We start from the raw sequence: 17,086 nt of genomic DNA, 5'->3' as shown, positions 1-17,086 counted from the left end.
TGGTTCAAAAACCTCCTTTAATTACTGGACAAGTTCTTTCGTTTCTTCTAGTTTGACAGATACAAGTTTTGAAACGCCTGACTCCTGCATCGTAACACCGTAGAGCACATCTGCTTCTTCCATTGTTCCTTTGCGGTGCGTAATGACTATGAATTGTGTTTCCTCGCTGTATTTTTTTAAATATTGTGCAAAGCGGAAAACATTGGCTTCATCAAGCGCCGCTTCTACCTCATCTAACACGCAGAATGGAACAGGTCTGACTTTTAAAATAGAGAATAGTAAAGCGATCGCTGTTAATGCTCTCTCTCCGCCTGAAAGAAGGCTTAAGTTTTGCAGCTTTTTCCCTGGCGGCTGCGCGACAATATCAACGCCAGAGTTTAGTAAATCGTTTGGATCTGTCAGCTTAAGATCTGCTTTCCCGCCGCCAAATAATGCTTGGAAAACTGATTCAAAATGCCCGCGAATTTGCGAGAATGTTTCAGAGAAGCGCTTTGTCATCTCTTGATCCATTTCTTCGATCACTTGGAATAATGTATTTTTCGCTTCTGTCAGATCGTTTCGCTGCTCTGTTAAGAAGAGATAGCGTTCATTTACTCGTTCATACTCATCAATGCTGCCTAAGTTCACTGTTCCTAGCTCTTCAATGGCTAATTTGATCAGCTTCACTCGTTTTCTTGCTTCATCTGGCGATAACGTTAGATGATACATCTCTTTTGCCCCTTCAAACGAAAGAGCATACTCTTCGTTCAAATAAGCGATGAGGTTGTCGAGCTCAACTTCCATACGGCCAAGCTTAATTTCTTCATCTTTTAAACTTGTGGTGAGCTGCTTGTAAAGACGTTTTTGTTCTTTCAGTTCACGTTCAGCAAATTCTAACGTTTCAGAAAGAGCAAGACGCTGTTTACGCCGCTCTGAAATGAGTGTAGTTGTTTTGTTTTTGTTTTCCAGTTTCTCTTTCGCCGCTTCTTCCAGCTGTTCTGCCCCGCTTGAGCTAGACGTCATTTCACTTGTTAAGAGTGACAGATCTTCTTTTGTTTCCGTCAGCGTTTGTTCAGCCTCTTCTAATTCGGCCATTAAGCTCGAAAGTTTTTCTTGTTCATTTGCTAAGGACTGCTCTTTTTTGGCAAGTGAGATTTTCAGTTCAGTTAATTCGGCAGAAATGGTTTCTTTCGTTGAGCTTTGGGTCTGCTTACGCTTTGTTAATGTATTGATCTCTTGATCTAGGGTGGTCAATTTCTCCCCTATAGAAACTTCAAGTGCTGCCTGCTTTTTGTCCTTATCCGTAAGTTCAGTAGAACGCAGCTGCAATTCTTCTTTTTCTTGATCATAGAGTTCAAGGTGAGCATTAATATTTTTTTCTGCTACTTGCAGTTCGTATAGCTTCCCTTTGAGCTCTTGCTGCTGTTCTCGAAGCGTTTCTCCCCGCTGACGCAGTTCGTTTAATTGGCTTTCGTTTGTTGCAATCAATTGTTTTGTTTCTTTTGTTTCCTTTTCAAGGATCGTTGTTTTTTCTTCCATTTCAACGAGCTGCTTTGTTAATGTTTCGATTTCACGGTTTCTTGAAAGAAGGGAGTTGTTCTTTTTCTTTACACCGCCACCGGTCATTGAACCGCCTGGGTTTACAACATCTCCATCAAGGGTCACGATGCGATAGCGATGACCAAGCATTTTTGCCAGTTCATTGGCGCCTTTTAAGTCTTTAACGATCAGAACCGTTCCAAGCAAGTTCTGAATCACCTTTTGATACTTTTCGTCAAAGGAAACAAGGTGACTCGCTACACCAATAAATGTAGCATGTTGCTCGGCTGTTTGGACGTCTCTATGCTGAATGGTGCGTTCTTTGATCACATTCATTGGCAGGAAGGTCGCACGTCCAAAGGAGTGCTGCTTTAAGTATGCAATTGCTTGTCGCGCTGCGGATTCGTTTTCTGTGACGACGTGCTGCGTTGCTGCACCTAACGCGATTTCAATCGCTGTCTCATGCTGCTGATCTGTTTGAATTAGCTCTGCAATGGCACCGTGAATACCACCTAACCGCTCCTTTGCCTTTAAGACCTCTTTTACTCCTTGGAAAAAGCCTGAGAAGTCTTCCTGCATGGATTCTAGCATCTCTTTTTTTGATTTTGCCTGCTGCACATATTGATAGGCTTGGTAAAGAGCCGTTTCTTTTTTCTCGTATTGACGTTTCATTTGCTCAAGCTTTTGTTCCGCTTCTCTAAAACGCTTGACTTGAGCCAAAATGTCTTCTTCTAGTGCTGAAAGCTGCTGCTCAGCCTCTGTTTTTTTCTCTTTGACAGACACACGTTCTTCAATGTGTTTTTGGTTGTTTTGCGTGAGCCGATCCAGCTGCATAGCCGCTTGGCGCTGCTGTTCTTCTAATAATTTGCGTTCATTGCGGATGGAAGCCTGTTCATTGAGCAGATCAAAATAATCGCTTTTTAGCTGTTCAATTTGACCTTCCACATCTTCACTATGGAGCGATAGTTGATGTTGCTTTGTTTTCACTTCATCTTTTAGCTGCTGCACTTCTTTTTGAAGGCTGTCCCGCGTAATTTTTTGCTGCTGAATCTTTTCGGTTAGCTGCGCCTGCTTTTCAGTTAAGCGAATGAGCGTTTCTTCTAGCTGTCCTTGGTTTGCGGCTGCATTTTTCTTCCGTTCTTTTAGTACTTCTTTTTTACCTTCAAGCTTTTCTAACTCCTCACTTGTGAAAAGAAGAACTTCTTGCAGGTCATTAATTGATTCGTCAAGTGCTTGAATGCGGTCTCTTGATTCTTCAATTTTGGCTTCTTTTGCTTGAATATCTGTGGATTGCTTCATTTCATCTTGTTTGAAGCGCTCGACAGCTTCACCAAGTGTTGTCCATTTTTCATGAAGTGCTTCGATGTCATGGACAGTTAAGGCGATTTCGACATTTTCAAGCTCTTCTTTTTTTTGCAAATAGTCCTTTGCAATAGATGCCTGCATTCTTAATGGTTCTACTTGATCTTCTAGTTCATGCAGAATATCTTCTACTCGGTTTAAGTTGTCCTGCGTTTCAAACAGTTTATTCTCGGCTTTTTTCTTTCTTGTTTTATATTTCAAAACACCAGCCGCTTCTTCAAAGATGCTTCTTCTCTCTTCTGCCTTACTAGATAGAATTTCTTCTACCTTCCCTTGACTGATGATCGAAAAAGCTTCCTTTCCAAGACCTGAATCCATGAAAAGATCAATAATATCTTTTAAGCGGACAGATTGATTGTTTATGAGAAATTCACTTTCTCCTGAACGATAGACTCTTCTTGTCACACTGACTTCGTGAAAATCGATCGGTAAAAAGTGATCTTCGTTATCTAATGTTAAAGTCACTTCTGCTAGATTGACTCTTTTTCTTGAGTCGCTTCCTGCAAAAATGATGTCTTCCATTTTTCCTCCGCGGAGGCTTTTCGCTGATTGTTCTCCAAGAACCCAGCGGATAGCATCGGTAATATTACTTTTGCCGCTTCCGTTTGGTCCAACAACAGCGGTGACCCCTTTGACAAAGTCCACGGTCACTCGCTGTGCAAAAGATTTGAATCCTATCACGTCTAAACGTTTGAGGAACATGAGAGTGATCCTCCTTATGTATTTAAAGTACTATTATCTTACCATATGAAGTGAAAAAAGATGATGGAAAACAGAGTGAAATCCCCCTGAATGACGAGGGGGATTTTATTGGTTCATATGATGTTTCTGCAATTTAGCAAGTGCTTCCTGTGCAGCATGCTGTTCTGCTTCTTTTTTACTGCGGCCATTTCCAATTCCAAGCACTTCTCCGCGAAGGGAGACATTTGCTTCAAATTCCCGGTTGTGTGCTGGTCCTTTTTCATGCAGGATGTGGTATTCGAGTACACCTTTTCCATCGCGCTGAACGAATTCTTGCAGCTGGCTTTTAAAGTCCATGACATGCGAGAACGCTCCATCATTAATTTTCGGATAAACATAGGCTTCTAGAAATCGCTCCACTGGCTCAAGCCCTTGATCTAAATAAAGTGCTCCGATAAACGCCTCAAATACGTCCGCTAAAAGTGCTGGGCGTTTTCTCCCGCCTGTCATTTCTTCGCCTTTTCCTAAAAGAACAAGTTCTCCGAAGGACAGCTCATGTGCCAGAGACACAAGTGACGGTTCACATACGATCGCTGCTCTTAGTTTTGTTAAATCTCCCTCGCTCATCGCAGGATATTTCGCAAATAAAAATTGAGAGATCGTCAATTCTAAAACAGCATCTCCTAGAAATTCAAGTCTTTCATTATCCTCGTATGGCTTTTTCCGGTGTTCATTCACATAAGAGGAATGCGTAAACGCTTGATATAGAAGTTTTTCATTTTGAAAGTGTACAGAAATGCGCTGCTGGAATTCTCTAAATTGCTCTAGTTTTTTGCTCTGTTTCTGTTTGTCTTTATAGTGTTTTGGCATAGCAACCTCCAGGTAGGCTTAATCGCCTTTAAGGATACTGATTATATGGAGTCTCTCTTTCTACATGCAAGGAAACATTGCTCCTTAGCATCTGAAAAAGGCTGACAATTGATCAGCTGAATATGTTGAAACTAACATAAATTTTGAAAGTCCCGTCATGAAAACAGACGGGACTTTGTTACGCTTATTGCTGGCTATTTATGTAGTTCACAGCGTCACCGACTGTTGCAATTTTTTCAGCATCTTCGTCAGAAATTTCCATATCGAACTCATCTTCAAGTTCCATAACTAGCTCAACTACATCAAGGGAATCAGCGCCTAAATCTTCTTTAAATGAAGCTTCCATTTTCACGTCAGCCTCATCAACGCCAAGGCGGTCTACAATAATTTTTGATACACGCTCTAATACGTCTGCCATTGCCTTTCACCTCCCCTCAAAGTATTATAGTTGATTCGTTTTTAAAAAACTAGAGAAAACCTAATGAAATTTTGATATTTCTTAGGACATGACCATTCCGCCATCTACTTGGATGGTTTGGCCTGTAATATAACCTGCTCCTTCTGAAGCTAAAAAGACAACAACGTTGCTAATATCTTCAGGTGCACCAAAGCGTGCAAGCGGGATTTGTTTGAGCATTTCAGTCTGTACATTCTCATCAAGCTTGTCTGTCATATCTGTTGAAATAAAGCCTGGTGCTACTGCATTGACTGTAATATGACGGGTTGCTAGCTCTTTTGCTGTTGTTTTCGTTAATCCGATGACACCAGCTTTTGCTGCAACATAGTTTGCTTGTCCAGGATTTCCACATACGCCAACTACCGAAGCCAAGTTGATGATTCTTCCGCTGCGCTGTTTCATCATTTGACGTGTCACGGCTTTTGTACAGTTAAAGACACCTTTTAAGTTTATGTTAATGACGTCATCCCATTCATTTTCTTTCATTCTCATGAGCAGGTTATCCTTTGTGATCCCTGCATTATTGACAAGAATGTCAATTGAACCAAATGTGTCAATCGCTTGTTTCATGAGCGATTGTACTTCTTCAGCATTTGAAACATCAGCTTTAACGGCAAATGCCTGCTGGCCAAGTGCTTTGATTTCGTCTACGACTTCATTTGCTTTTGCTTCGTTTCCAGAATAGTTGACGACAACATTCGCACCATTCTTTGCTAAATCGATCGCAATAGAACGGCCAATCCCGCGTGATGCACCTGTTACAACGGCTGTTTTATTTGTAAGCATCAAGAATCCTCCTTCAATGTTTGAATGGCTGCTTCAATTGTTTCCTGATCTGAAACTGAAATAGTTGTCAGGCGGCGATTGACCTTTTTCACAAGACCTGAAAGCACTTTGCTCGGACCAATTTCAATAAACGTTGTCACGCCCAAATCAATCAGACGTTCCACGCTTTCTTCAAATCGAACAGGAGAATACAATTGTTCAATGAGCTTTGTCTCAATAGCATCACGAGATGTAACGATGTCTGCTGTCACATTTGAGATCACTGGAGTTTTGGCATCTGTAATGTTTAGCTTTGACAGAATATCTGTGAATTTTTCAGCGGCTGGTTTCATTAAGGCAGAATGGAAAGGTCCACTCACTTCAAGGGCAATCGCACGTTTTGCGCCTTTTTCTTTCGCTTTCTCTGAAGCGAGTTCGACCCCTTTTGCTGTACCAGAGATCACGATTTGACCAGGACAGTTTAAGTTAGCGAGTTCTACAAGATGACCGCTCTCTGTCACTTCTTTTGTCACTTCTAAAAGCGCAGCTTGATCTAAGCCAAGGATCGCTGCCATAGCGCCTTCTCCTGCTGGAACAGCCTCATTCATTAATTCGCCGCGCTTTCTTACGGCATACACAGCATCTTGAAACGAAAGTGCGCCTGCTGCAACGAGGGCCGTATATTCACCAAGGCTATGTCCTGCTGCGTAATCTGCTTTGATTCCGCTCTCTTCAAATTTCTTTAAGATGGCGATACTTGTCGTTAAAAGAGCTGGCTGCGCGTTATAAGTGAGCGTCAGCTTTTCTGCATCTCCTTCAAAAATCATTGAAGATAAGTCAAAACCGAGGGTCTTGTCTGCTTCTTCAAATACAGCTTTAGATACTGCTTCTTGGTCAAATAAATCTTTTCCCATGCCAATTTTTTGAGAGCCTTGGCCAGGGAATAAAAATGCAATTTTAGTCATGCTGCTATACCTCCATTAAGACTCGTTCGTGGTTTCTTTTTGGACTTCTTGATGAATGATGGCTGAAACATCTTTTTCTACAATATCACGTGCCTGACGAATGGCATGAAAAATGGCGTTTTCATCAGAGGAACCGTGCGCTTTAATGACAGGTGCCTTTAAACCAAATAAAGCGGCACCACCATATTCGGAGTAATCCATTTTAGACTTCATCTGCATCAATTTCGGCTTCAGCATGCCAGCCGCTATTTTTGCTGTGAAGCTGGATGTTAATGTTTCTTTCAGCATTTTAAATACTGAAAGAGCTGTGCCTTCAATCGTTTTCAGGGCGATATTTCCTGTGAAACCATCTGTGACAACGACATCAGCTACACCTTCTAGTAAATCACGAGACTCCACATTTCCTACGAAATTCAAATTTGATGCTTTCAATAATTCAAAGGTTTTTTTCGTGAGATCGTTGCCTTTTTTATCTTCTGTTCCTACATTTAACAATCCTACACGCGGATTGCTCTTTGGAAAAACACGCTCTGCGTAGATTGAACCCATCATGGCATATTGCATTAGGTGTTCTGGTTTGGCATCAACGTTTGCGCCGACATCTAGTAATAAAAACCCACTGCCATCAAGTGTTGGCAGTGTTGGAGCAAGTGCCGGTCTATCGATGCCATCAATTCTTCCTACGATAAACAGTCCTGCTGTCATGAGTGCGCCAGTGTTTCCTGCTGAAATACAAGCATCTGCTCGTCCTTCGGATACTTCTTGCGCCATTTTCACCATAGATGAATCCTTTTTACGCCTGACTGCACGCACTGGTTCATCTGTCGGTTCAATGACTTCTTTTGCATCTAAAATCGTGATGCGCTCGTTATTTGTTATGTATGGTTTGATTTTATTTTCATCGCCGACAAGTGTAATCTCGATATCTGAAAATGCCGTTAAGCTTTTTTGCACACCGTCAATAATGGCTTTAGGGGCATGGTCTCCCCCCATTGCATCGACTGCAATTCTCATATTACGTGCCACCTTTTACTTTTGTTTTGAGCGATACATGACGAAGTCACCTGAGAAGACAACTTCCTCACCGACATAGCTGTTTACTTCAACTACAGTTCTGCCTTTTTCTTTATCATGCGAGGCTACTTTGGCTTTTGAGACAACTCGTTCGCCTTGTTTAACCTGCCTTGTAAATTTAATATTCGCTTTTGCTGTTAAAGCCAGTTCATCGTCAATGACCGCTACTGCAAGCGAATTTGCCTGGGCGAAGAGATGATGTCCCCTGGCAATTTGGTTTCGGCTAAATACATGCTCTTTTCTCACTTCTAAAATGGAAATGGCTTGGTCATCAAGCTCTACATCAATCATTTCTCCAATCACTTCATCCAGCGGAAGTGACTTCACTTCATCCTCTAATGTCTTTTCGGCCACATGCTTAATTCTTTCGCGTAATTCAGGAATTGACAGTTCCAAACGATCAAGACGAACCGTTTGAATACTTACACCGAATTTACTTGCCAATTCTTCATCAGTAATGAACGGAGTCGAGCTGATCGTTTGCTGGAGAAGCTTTTGACGTTCTTTTTTATTTAGTTTCATATGCAGACACCATCCGTACATTTATGACTAGGTACTAATAGTAGTATATAATCTCATAGATGATAAATCAATCCTTGTTTCAAAAAGACAAGAAAATTCCTCCAGCGCTTGATCAGCTTAATTTATCTCCGCCCAGCACCCCGCTGTCTACAAGTGTTTGCCGAAGTTCTTTGTATTCGGGATCTGTCCAAAATGCATCTGATTGCACAAGTTCTGCCGCATCTTTTCTAGCGGTTTCCAGTGCTCTGTAGTCATGAACCATATCTGCTACTTTAAATTCAGGCATTCCGCTTTGTTTTTTACCGAAGAAATCACCGGGTCCTCTTAGCTCTAAGTCTTTTTCAGACAGCTCAAAGCCGTCGGTTGTTTCGGACATAATCCTCATCCGCTCTTTCCCGGTTTCCGATTTTGGATCCGCCATTAAAACACAAAATGATTGATGCTCTCCGCGTCCAACCCGGCCTCTGAGCTGATGAAGCTGAGACAGTCCGAAGCGGTCTGCATCGTAAATGACCATGATGGTGGCATTCGGCACGTTGACACCCACTTCAACGACTGTGGTTGAAACGAGAATTTGTACTTCATTTGCTGTAAAGTCTCTCATCACCTGATCTTTTTCATCGCTTGCTAGTTTCCCGTGCATTAAGCCGATCGACCACTTACCGCGGTATGCCTCTGTCAGCATGCTGTGGACATCAATCGCATTTTGCACATCTAGCTTGTCTGATTCTTCTATGAGTGGACAAATAATATATGCCTGTCTTCCTTTTTTCAGCTCTTTATCCACAAATGCAAGAATCCTCTCAAGCATGTCATGCTTGACCCAATACGTTTCGATCTGTTTTCTGCCGGCTGGTAATTCATCAATGACGGAAACGTCCATTTCCCCAAAAACAGTGATCGCAAGTGTGCGCGGAATAGGTGTGGCAGTCATGAATAAGACATCTGGGTCCTGCCCTTTACTTCTTAGTTTTTTCCTTTGTTCGACGCCAAACCGGTGCTGCTCATCTGTGATAACAAGACCGAGCTGCTGAAATTCGACTTCATCTTGGATGAGCGCATGCGTTCCGACTAATATATCAATCTCGCCCTCTTTTAGACGTTCCAGCAATTCTCTGCGGCGCTTTCCTTTTACAGAGCTTGTGAGTAGAGCGATATTTAGTCCCCATTTTTCAAACAGCTGATAAAGGGAATCTGCATGCTGCTCTGCCAAAATCTCTGTTGGAACCATTAATGCACCTTGATAGCCTGATAAATGAGCGGCATATAGTGCAATAGCTGCAACAGCTGTTTTCCCTGAACCTACATCCCCTTGAAGCAGACGGTTCATCCGGTACGGGGACGCCATATCAGACATAATTTCATCAAGCACTCTTGATTGTGCCTTCGTCAGCGGAAATGGCAGGCTGTGAACAAACTCAAAAACAGCGTCTTTAGAAAACGGATGCTGGATGCCCGATGTTTTTTCTCGCTCTTTCTTTCTGATGGCCTGCATCTTCAGCTGGAAAATAAGAAATTCCTCGTACACAAAGCGTCGTCTTGCTTGCTTGAGCGAGTCTCTTGTTTCTGGCAGGTGAATGGTTTTTAATGCTTCCTGATAGGACATGAGTTTATAGGTAGAGACAAGCTGCTTTGGCAGTGGATCTTCAGCTTTATCTACATAAAGTGTCAAGGCTTGTTTTACAAAACGCCTCATCATCTTCACGGTTACATTTTCTTTTACTGAATAAACAGGCTCTATACTGCCATCCTGCTCGTGTGTCCCTTTTTTAAATTCCTGCACCATGATGGATTGACGGTTTTTATCCCATTTCCCAGTAACGGATACCGTATCACCTAACACAAGGCTTCGTTTTAAATAAGGGCGATTGAAGCAAATCGCTGTGATGAGAAAACGCCCGACAAGCAGCCTGAATGTCAGCCTGCTTCGTTTTTTTCCATAATAGGTGAGGACGGGCTCACTGTGCACTTTCCCTTCAACTGTGACACGTTCGTCATGCTTTACTTCTTCTAAGTTACGAAGCTCATAGTCGTCATATCGATAAGGAAAGTAGCCAAGTAAATCGGCTACTGTGTGAATTCCAAGTTCATTGAGTGTTTTTTCGGTTTCTTCTCCAATCCCCTTGAGGACAGAGACGTTATCTTGCAGTTTCTGTATCACGAGATGAGGTCACACCTCCGAAAATCTTCTTTTCAAGCTCTCTTGCTGTTGGTGTTGCAGCAAGTCCGCCTTGTGCTGTTTCGCGAAGTGCCGTTGGCATAGTTTGACCGATTTTATACATCGCATCAATGACTTCATCACATGGGATACGGCTTGTGATGCCGGCAAGTGCCATATCTGCTGCGATCATCGCATTTGATGCACCCATTGCGTTTCGTTTTACGCACGGTACCTCGACAAGTCCAGCTACTGGGTCACAAACAAGTCCAAGCATATTTTTCAGTGTAATCGCCATTGCTTCAGCCGATTGCTGAGGTGTACCGCCTGCCATTTCGACAATGGCTGCTGCCGCCATCCCCGAGGCTGAACCTACCTCAGCCTGACAGCCGCCTGCTGCACCAGAGATGCTCGCATTATTGGCCACAACAAAACCAAATGCGCCAGAAGTGAATAGGAATCTGACCATTTGTTCCTTTGTTGGCTTTAATGTTTGTTTTACTGCAAATAATGTACCTGGCACAACACCTGCTGAGCCTGCTGTAGGCGTTGCACAGATCGTCCCCATTGCGGCATTGACTTCATTTGTTGCCACTGCCTTACTAACAGCATCTAATATCGTATGACCAGACAGTGTTTTGCCGGATGCGATATACGCTTGAAGTTTGACCGCATCTCCGCCTGTTAAACCGGATAATGATTTCACACCTTTCAGCCCGTTTTCTACGGCCTGCTCCATCACTTCTAGGTTGCGGTACATCTGGGAAAAAATATCTTCACGCGACTTCCCTGTCACTTCCATTTCTTGCGTAATCATGATTTCTGAAATGGAGGTATTGCGTTCTTTTGTTAGCTGCACGAGTTCTTTGACGTTTTTAAACATCATTCATAACCTCCTTGTTGTTACTCTGCAATTTGTGTGACTTGAATAATGTTTGGCAGCGTTTCAAGCTCCGATAAGGCAGCTGGGTCAATATTTTGATCCACTTCAATGGTCATCAGAGCCTCTTGCCCGACATCTTTACGCGCCACTTCCATATGACCGATGTTGATGGCAAATTTCGCTAAAACGTTGGCAACTGCCGCAATCGTGCCGTAGCGATCGTTATGAACCACAAGAATGGCAGGATGATTCCCTGAAAGTCTGAGCTCAAAGCCATTCAGTTCAGTAATTTCAATTTTACCACCGCCGATGGAAATCCCGATTAATTCAAGGCTTCCGTTCGCATCTGATATCTCTACTTTTGCTGTATTCGGATGCGCTGGTACCGCATCTTCTTCTTTAAATTCAATGTCGATCCCTTTGCTTTTTGCAATATCGATCGCTGTTTTGATGCGTTCATCAAATGTATCAAAGTCAAGAACACCGCCGATCATGGCGACATCTGTACCATGTCCTTTATACGTATCTTTAAAAGAGCCATAAAATGAAACGACTATTCGCTTCGGTTCTCTTCCAAATAAGCTGCGAGCCACTCTTCCTATTCGAGCCGCACCCGCTGTGTGCGAACTTGATGGACCAATCATGACGGGTCCAATAATATCAAACACACTTCTAAATTTCATAGGTCTTCCCCTCTCATAACCACTCACATATTGGTTTGGTTCTTTCTTTAGACTAATGGATTCAATCGTTTCCCGCAACTCATTTCACCGTTGAATCGTTAGTAAAAAATTGCAAAAGAAGAAGAAGGGCTTGATTTGCCCTTCTTTCGTTATTCCACAGCCAAAATATATGAATAAAGCGGCTGCTTTCCATCGTGGACTTCAACTTCTATATCTTCAAATGTTTCTTCAATAAAGGCTTCTAACTCATCCATCTCTTCAGATGATGCATCTTCCCCTTTAATGATCGTAACAATCTCATCATCTTCTGTCACCATGTTGGTCAAAAGTTCTTTTGCTGCATCTAATTGATTTTTCGCAGTTAAGGTGATTTTTCCGTTAAAGAGACCCATATAATCTCCTTTGGCAATGTCGATTCCATCAATTTGGGTATCTCTCACCGCAAAGGTAATTTGGCCGCTTTTCACGTGGTCAATCGCTTCTAGCATCGCCGCTTCGTTGTCTTCATTTGAAGCTGCTTCATTGAGAGAAAGAAGTGCCGACATTCCTTGAGGAACGGTCTTCGTTGGAATGACAACAACCTCACGACTTGAGACAGTTGCCGCCTGTTTCGCTGCCATGACAATATTAGAATTATTAGGTAAGATAAAGACGGTTTCGGCATGTACGCTTTCAATTGCTGTGACAATGTCTTCTGTGCTCGGGTTCATTGTCTGTCCGCCTTCAATGACGACGGAAGCTCCGATACTTTTAAACAAGTCAGCAATTCCTTCCCCCATTGCGACACTGACGACTCCAAAGCGCTGTTTTTCAGCAGCAGGTGCCTTTGGTGCAGCGGGCGCATGTTCTTTTTCTTCGTTCACAATCGAGCTATGCTGCTCTCTCATGTTTTCAATTTTCATATTGATCAGACTGCCGTAGCGCTGTGCATAGGATAAGACATCTCCAGGCTGCTCTGCATGAATATGAACTTTCGCCAGCGTTTCATCAGATACCACAAGTAGTGAATCTCCGAATTCGCTTAAGTCTTCTCTGAAGGCATTCTCATCAAAGGACTGTTTGTCTTCTTCAAATTTCACCATAAATTCAGTACAATAACCAAATTCAATATCTTCGGTGTTCATATGGCTTTGTGCACTTTTATGATGCTCTGCACTGACAAGTTCTTTGAGCGTTGGCAAAGAGGCCGCTTTCAGATGGAGATCCTCTCCTCTTAATGAAGCAAGGAAACCTTCATATACGCAGAGAAGTCCCTTACCTCCACTATCGACAACGCCTACTTCTTTTAAAACAGGAAGTAGATCTGGCGTTCGATCAAGTGATGCTCTCGCTTCCTCAATCGTTAACTCAAGAACGCGGTCAATGTCATTTTCGGTTGCTGAAACAGCAACCGCTTTCTTTGCTGCATCCTTTGCGACCGTTAAGATGGTCCCTTCAATCGGTTTCATCACGGCTTTATAGGCTGTATCAACACCGGCCTGCAAGGCAAGGGCAAATTCTTTGGCGTCAATCGTCTCTTTTTGTTCTATATTTTTACTGAAACCTCTAAAGAGCTGTGATAGGATTACGCCTGAGTTTCCTCTTGCGCCCATCAATAGCCCTTTTGACAAGGCCAAGCCGACCTTCCCAATATGATCGGTATTTGTTTCTTCAACTGCTTTTGCCCCTGAAGTCATTGACAAATTCATATTTGTCCCCGTGTCTCCGTCTGGCACTGGAAAAACATTTAACGCATCCACAATTTGTGCGTTTTGAGAAAGATGGTGAGCACCTGCAAGAATCATTTTTGCAAATGAGCGGCCATCAAGATTTCTAATAGACAATATATTTCCTCCTTACTACGGGTTCGTAACTCTTACTCCTTGTACATAAATGTTGACCGAATCAACAGAAAGTCCAACTGTGTGAGAAATCGTATATTTGACTTTCGTTTGAACATTATGTGCGACTTCTGATATTTTTGTACCGTAGCTGACGATGATGTACATATCAATATGAATGCGGTCTTCTTTTTGACGCACAAGAACACCCCGGCTGAAGTTCTCTTTACGGAGAATATCCGTCAAGCCGTCCTTGATTTGATTTTTGGACGCCATCCCAACAATACCATAGCAATCGATCGCAGCGCCTCCTGCCACCATTGCAATGACTTCATTTGATATATCAATTTGTCCGTATTTCGTTCTAAGTTCAATGGACACATTGGTTCCCCCTTTTTGAGAAATTGCCCTGAGTTATCACTATTTTACTATAAGACCCTTCTTTTTAAAAGAAATCATTCAATCCGACCCAATCCTACTTATACTATAGCCTTGATTTTTTATCAAGATGTCAAGGTATTTTTCTTGAAAGAGGAGTAAACAATCCTTGCAAACCCCTTGAAGCTGTGGTAAATTATTAAAGTATCTTGAGGCATCTCTAAGTACGTATATGAAGAATATGATGATGTTTTCGCAGTTAGGAGGGAAACAAATGGCACGTAAATGCGTTATCACAGGCAGAAAAACAAAAGCTGGGAACAATCGTTCTCACGCAATGAACTCTACAAAACGTACATGGGGCGCGAACCTTCAAAAAGTTCGTATTCTAGTGGACGGTAAGCCTAAAAGAGTATATGTATCAGCTCGAGCTTTGAAATCTGGTAAAGTTGAGCGTGTATAAGCAAGAGTAAACGCCTGCTACAATTCATTGTAGCAGGCGTTTTTATGTGGAAATAAAGGAGATTACTCATTAATCTTTCTTAAATGAACCAAGCATCGCACGGACAATGCCGCCAAGAAATCTAGGCAGTTTGATTGTATAAAATTTCATTTTGTCCCCCTCCTAAAAGTACCGCTTGCAGCACAATTGAGCTTAATCAGCCATCCACATTGATAGGTTGGTCAATCTTTGCTTCTTACCATTATTAATATGCCTTCATGAAAAGAAAAAGTACCATTTGAGTGGATGAGTTCGTTACTAATACATAGTGTGGAACCAGGCTCAATATGACAATTTTTCAGAGGATATTTGAAACCTTTTAATGTTAGCTTTTCAACCGGTGTTCCAAAGGGTAGAAACGACACATATTGTTTATCCTGATCTTCTTTTATTTCGTATGTACCAGGTTCAAACATTTGAATGATATTTTGTTTGTCTACAAGGGTGATATTCTGCTTGTGCTGAATTCCTTTGTAAAGAAGATGGATATTTCCTAGAAAATGATCCGCCCTTCCTCCTGTAATACCATAGATGTAAATATGTGCTGGGTGCTGACTCAGTGCCCAGTTCAGTGCAAGCTCTAAATCGGTTTCATCCTTTTCAGCTTGAAATACATTCAGGGCAGGCAATTTCTCTTTCAGCTTCTGAAGCTCTTCTTCTGTCACACTGTCAAAATCACCAAAAGCTTTGGCTGGGATGATGCCTTGCTCTAGTAAGAAGAGGGTTCCACGGTCTACGCCAATCCAGAGAATATCCTCCTGTGATGCTTCACGTTCAAGTGGCGGGATGTATTCAAAAGGACCGCCAGCTACGATATGTATGTGCATGATATACGCTCCTCTCCATGTAAAAAGAACCAAAGATCACAATGACTTTGGTTCCTTCCTTTACGCTTCTCGAATTGCCTGGATCGCTGCTGCGCGGTTGTCTTTACCGTATACCGCAGAGCCCGCTACTAGTAAATTAGCGCCTGCTTCTTTGCAGCTCTTTGCAGTCTCTACGTTGACACCGCCGTCTATTTCTATCAGTAAATCGGTTAAGCCCTTTTGTTCACTCAGTGCTTTTACTTCTTTTACCTTCGTGAGGACAGATGGAATAAATGCCTGTCCCCCGAAACCAGGGTTGACTGTCATGAATAACACAAGGTCCACATCTTCTAATACATGCTCAATGTGAGAAACAGGTGTGTGCGGATTCAAGACGACCCCTGCTTTTACACCTTGTTCTTTCATATGTTGTATTGTTCGGTGTAAGTGCGGACAAGCTTCCACATGAACAGAGATAATATCAGCGCCTGCTTTTGCGAATGCAGGAATATACCGATCTGGCTGCTCAATCATTAAGTGAACATCAAGCGGAAGACGCGTATGCGGTCTAATCGCTTCGACGACATTTGGCCCAAATGTCATATTCGGAACAAAATGACCGTCCATGACATCGATATGAATGTAATCTGCACCGCCTTGTTCCACATCACGGATATCTTTCTCCAAATTGGCAAAATCTGCTGATAAAATGGAAGGGGCAATATAAACCATGATTTAGTACCTCGGCTTTCTGTCTTTGATTTCAGTTAAAAACTCTAAATAATGTTGATAGCGATATTCTTTGATTTGATCATGCTCGACCGCATCTTTTATCGCACAGCCAGGCTCTTTCACATGCAGGCAGCCTCGAAATTTGCAATCTGCACTTCGGTCTCTAATCTCTAAAAAGTATAGACCTAGATCTTCTGCTTCGATACCAGTAAATTCGAGCGAGCTAAAGCCCGGAGTATCTGCAATGAGCCCGTCTGCTGTTCGAATGAGTTCGACATGTCTTGTCGTATGCTTTCCTCGTCCGAGATGGGATGAGATATCATCTGTTTTCAGCGCCAATTCAGGACTCATCGCATTTAAAAGGGAGGATTTGCCTACACCAGACTGACCGGCAAATACCGTGATTTTATTGTGGAAATGCGGGGTCAGCTTCTCAATGCCATCTCCTTCAATCGTAGAGGTTAGATGAACATCATAGCCCATTTGCCGATAGTCGTCTGCATATGCCTCGATCGTTTCACGCTCTTCGTCTGTTTTCAATAAGTCCATTTTTGTGATGCAGATAATCGGCTCAATATGATTGGCTTCAACAAGTACTAAAAATCTGTCTAAGAGTGATGTGCTAAAGGTTGGTTCTGCTGCTGAGAAAACAAGTACCGCTTGATCGACGTTACTAATAGGCGGACGAACAAGTTCGTTTGTCCGTTCTTTTACTTCTAATAAGTAGCCTTCTTTATCATTGTCTGCTTGATACACGACGTAATCGCCAACAAGAGGTGTAATTTTGTTTTTTCGAAAGATGCCTCTCGCTCTGCACTGAACCACTTTTCCACTCTCTTGCGACTCATCCAGCACATAGTAGAATCCGCTTAATGCTTTTATAATTTTGCCCTCAGGCATAAAGTCCCTC

Annotated in this window: 17 protein-coding genes; 1 reads left to right on the top strand and 16 read right to left on the bottom strand. The window is 42.5% G+C overall.

The features are described from left to right. Positions 1-21 precede the first annotated feature (21 nt). The 12 genes from smc to NST39_RS08160 form a co-directional block, all read right to left on the bottom strand. Positions 22-3,582: a chromosome segregation protein SMC gene (smc, locus tag NST39_RS08215; protein ID WP_341027840.1), complete on the bottom strand. Its 3,561-nt coding sequence runs from the start codon at positions 3,580-3,582 to the stop codon at positions 22-24. A gap of 105 nt (positions 3,583-3,687) precedes the next feature. After that, the gene (gene rnc, locus NST39_RS08210; RefSeq protein WP_044141936.1) at positions 3,688-4,431 is read right to left on the bottom strand and encodes a ribonuclease III; all 744 of its coding nucleotides are present in this window, start codon (positions 4,429-4,431) and stop codon (positions 3,688-3,690) included. A gap of 184 nt (positions 4,432-4,615) precedes the next feature. Continuing rightward, positions 4,616-4,849: an acyl carrier protein gene (gene acpP / locus NST39_RS08205; RefSeq protein ID WP_003212028.1), complete on the bottom strand. Its 234-nt coding sequence runs from the start codon at positions 4,847-4,849 to the stop codon at positions 4,616-4,618. An 81-nt stretch (positions 4,850-4,930) separates the two neighbouring features. Then, positions 4,931-5,674: a 3-oxoacyl-[acyl-carrier-protein] reductase gene (fabG, locus tag NST39_RS08200; protein WP_050945057.1), complete on the bottom strand. Its 744-nt coding sequence runs from the start codon at positions 5,672-5,674 to the stop codon at positions 4,931-4,933. Continuing rightward, a complete protein-coding gene (gene fabD, locus NST39_RS08195; protein WP_341027838.1) occupies positions 5,674-6,618 on the bottom strand; it encodes an ACP S-malonyltransferase in 945 nt (314 codons plus the stop codon). The genes fabG and fabD overlap by 1 nt, the downstream gene beginning before the upstream one ends. A 15-nt stretch (positions 6,619-6,633) precedes the next feature. Then, positions 6,634-7,632 carry a phosphate acyltransferase PlsX gene (plsX, locus tag NST39_RS08190; protein ID WP_044141939.1) on the bottom strand — a complete coding sequence of 333 codons (999 nt, stop codon included), beginning with the start codon at positions 7,630-7,632 and terminating at the stop codon, positions 6,634-6,636. 15 nt (positions 7,633-7,647) lie between these two features. Next, positions 7,648-8,214 carry a transcription factor FapR gene (fapR, locus tag NST39_RS08185; protein WP_003210820.1) on the bottom strand — a complete coding sequence of 189 codons (567 nt, stop codon included), beginning with the start codon at positions 8,212-8,214 and terminating at the stop codon, positions 7,648-7,650. Between the two features lie 112 nt (positions 8,215-8,326). Beyond that, positions 8,327-10,375, bottom strand: a complete 2,049-nt coding sequence (recG, locus tag NST39_RS08180) for an ATP-dependent DNA helicase RecG (protein WP_065097263.1) — start codon at positions 10,373-10,375, stop codon at positions 8,327-8,329. Then, entirely contained in the window at positions 10,353-11,255 is a 903-nt protein-coding gene (gene sdaAA / locus NST39_RS08175) for an L-serine ammonia-lyase, iron-sulfur-dependent, subunit alpha (protein ID WP_341029956.1), read from the bottom strand. The genes recG and sdaAA overlap by 23 nt, the downstream gene beginning before the upstream one ends. A gap of 20 nt (positions 11,256-11,275) precedes the next feature. After that, a complete protein-coding gene (gene sdaAB / locus NST39_RS08170) occupies positions 11,276-11,938 on the bottom strand; it encodes an L-serine ammonia-lyase, iron-sulfur-dependent subunit beta (protein WP_003212160.1) in 663 nt (220 codons plus the stop codon). A 149-nt stretch (positions 11,939-12,087) separates the two neighbouring features. Further along, positions 12,088-13,761 (bottom strand): DAK2 domain-containing protein, encoded by a 1,674-nt coding sequence (locus NST39_RS08165; RefSeq protein ID WP_126741192.1) that lies wholly within the window; start codon positions 13,759-13,761, stop codon positions 12,088-12,090. Positions 13,762-13,776: 15 nt separating this feature from the next. Then, positions 13,777-14,139: an Asp23/Gls24 family envelope stress response protein gene (locus NST39_RS08160; RefSeq protein WP_003211680.1), complete on the bottom strand. Its 363-nt coding sequence runs from the start codon at positions 14,137-14,139 to the stop codon at positions 13,777-13,779. Positions 14,140-14,410: 271 nt separating this feature from the next. On the opposite strand from NST39_RS08160, the gene rpmB reads away from it, so the two are divergent. Continuing rightward, positions 14,411-14,599 (top strand): 50S ribosomal protein L28, encoded by a 189-nt coding sequence (rpmB, locus tag NST39_RS08155; RefSeq protein WP_003212514.1) that lies wholly within the window; start codon positions 14,411-14,413, stop codon positions 14,597-14,599. Positions 14,600-14,668: 69 nt separating this feature from the next. On the opposite strand, the gene spoVM is transcribed toward rpmB, so the two are convergent. From spoVM to rsgA, 4 genes are all read right to left on the bottom strand, one after another. Continuing rightward, positions 14,669-14,749: a stage V sporulation protein SpoVM gene (gene spoVM, locus NST39_RS08150; protein WP_008354550.1), complete on the bottom strand. Its 81-nt coding sequence runs from the start codon at positions 14,747-14,749 to the stop codon at positions 14,669-14,671. Between the two features lie 71 nt (positions 14,750-14,820). Next, a complete protein-coding gene (locus tag NST39_RS08145; RefSeq protein WP_341027836.1) occupies positions 14,821-15,465 on the bottom strand; it encodes a thiamine diphosphokinase in 645 nt (214 codons plus the stop codon). A 60-nt stretch (positions 15,466-15,525) separates the two neighbouring features. Continuing rightward, the gene (rpe, locus tag NST39_RS08140) at positions 15,526-16,176 is read right to left on the bottom strand and encodes a ribulose-phosphate 3-epimerase (protein WP_058014015.1); all 651 of its coding nucleotides are present in this window, start codon (positions 16,174-16,176) and stop codon (positions 15,526-15,528) included. 3 nt (positions 16,177-16,179) lie between these two features. Then, the gene (gene rsgA / locus NST39_RS08135; RefSeq protein ID WP_340961135.1) at positions 16,180-17,076 is read right to left on the bottom strand and encodes a ribosome small subunit-dependent GTPase A; all 897 of its coding nucleotides are present in this window, start codon (positions 17,074-17,076) and stop codon (positions 16,180-16,182) included. Positions 17,077-17,086 lie beyond the last annotated feature (10 nt).

The organism is Bacillus sp. FSL W8-0645, assembly GCF_038007905.1.
GTDB classification, from domain to species: Bacteria; Bacillota; Bacilli; order Bacillales; family Bacillaceae; genus Bacillus; species Bacillus pumilus.
This window is presented reverse-complemented; position numbering and strand designations above follow the sequence as displayed.

Bases quoted from the DNA above. Each gene is read 5' to 3' on its own strand.
- smc (WP_341027840.1), bottom strand. From the start codon at position 3,582: ATGTTCCTCAAACGTTTAGACGTGATAGGATTCAAATCTTTTGCACAG.
- rnc (WP_044141936.1), bottom strand. From the start codon at position 4,431: ATGCCAAAACACTATAAAGACAAACAGAAACAGAGCAAAAAACTAGAG.
- acpP (WP_003212028.1), bottom strand. From the start codon at position 4,849: ATGGCAGACGTATTAGAGCGTGTATCAAAAATTATTGTAGACCGCCTT.
- fabG (WP_050945057.1), bottom strand. From the start codon at position 5,674: ATGCTTACAAATAAAACAGCCGTTGTAACAGGTGCATCACGCGGGATT.
- fabD (WP_341027838.1), bottom strand. From the start codon at position 6,618: ATGACTAAAATTGCATTTTTATTCCCTGGCCAAGGCTCTCAAAAAATT.
- plsX (WP_044141939.1), bottom strand. From the start codon at position 7,632: ATGAGAATTGCAGTCGATGCAATGGGGGGAGACCATGCCCCTAAAGCC.
- fapR (WP_003210820.1), bottom strand. From the start codon at position 8,214: ATGAAACTAAATAAAAAAGAACGTCAAAAGCTTCTCCAGCAAACGATC.
- sdaAA (WP_341029956.1), bottom strand. From the start codon at position 11,255: ATGTTTAAAAACGTCAAAGAACTCGTGCAGCTAACAAAAGAACGCAAT.
- sdaAB (WP_003212160.1), bottom strand. From the start codon at position 11,938: ATGAAATTTAGAAGTGTGTTTGATATTATTGGACCCGTCATGATTGGT.
- rpmB (WP_003212514.1), top strand. From the start codon at position 14,411: ATGGCACGTAAATGCGTTATCACAGGCAGAAAAACAAAAGCTGGGAAC.
- spoVM (WP_008354550.1), bottom strand. From the start codon at position 14,749: ATGAAATTTTATACAATCAAACTGCCTAGATTTCTTGGCGGCATTGTC.
- NST39_RS08145 (WP_341027836.1), bottom strand. From the start codon at position 15,465: ATGCACATACATATCGTAGCTGGCGGTCCTTTTGAATACATCCCGCCA.
- rpe (WP_058014015.1), bottom strand. From the start codon at position 16,176: ATGGTTTATATTGCCCCTTCCATTTTATCAGCAGATTTTGCCAATTTG.
- rsgA (WP_340961135.1), bottom strand. From the start codon at position 17,076: ATGCCTGAGGGCAAAATTATAAAAGCATTAAGCGGATTCTACTATGTG.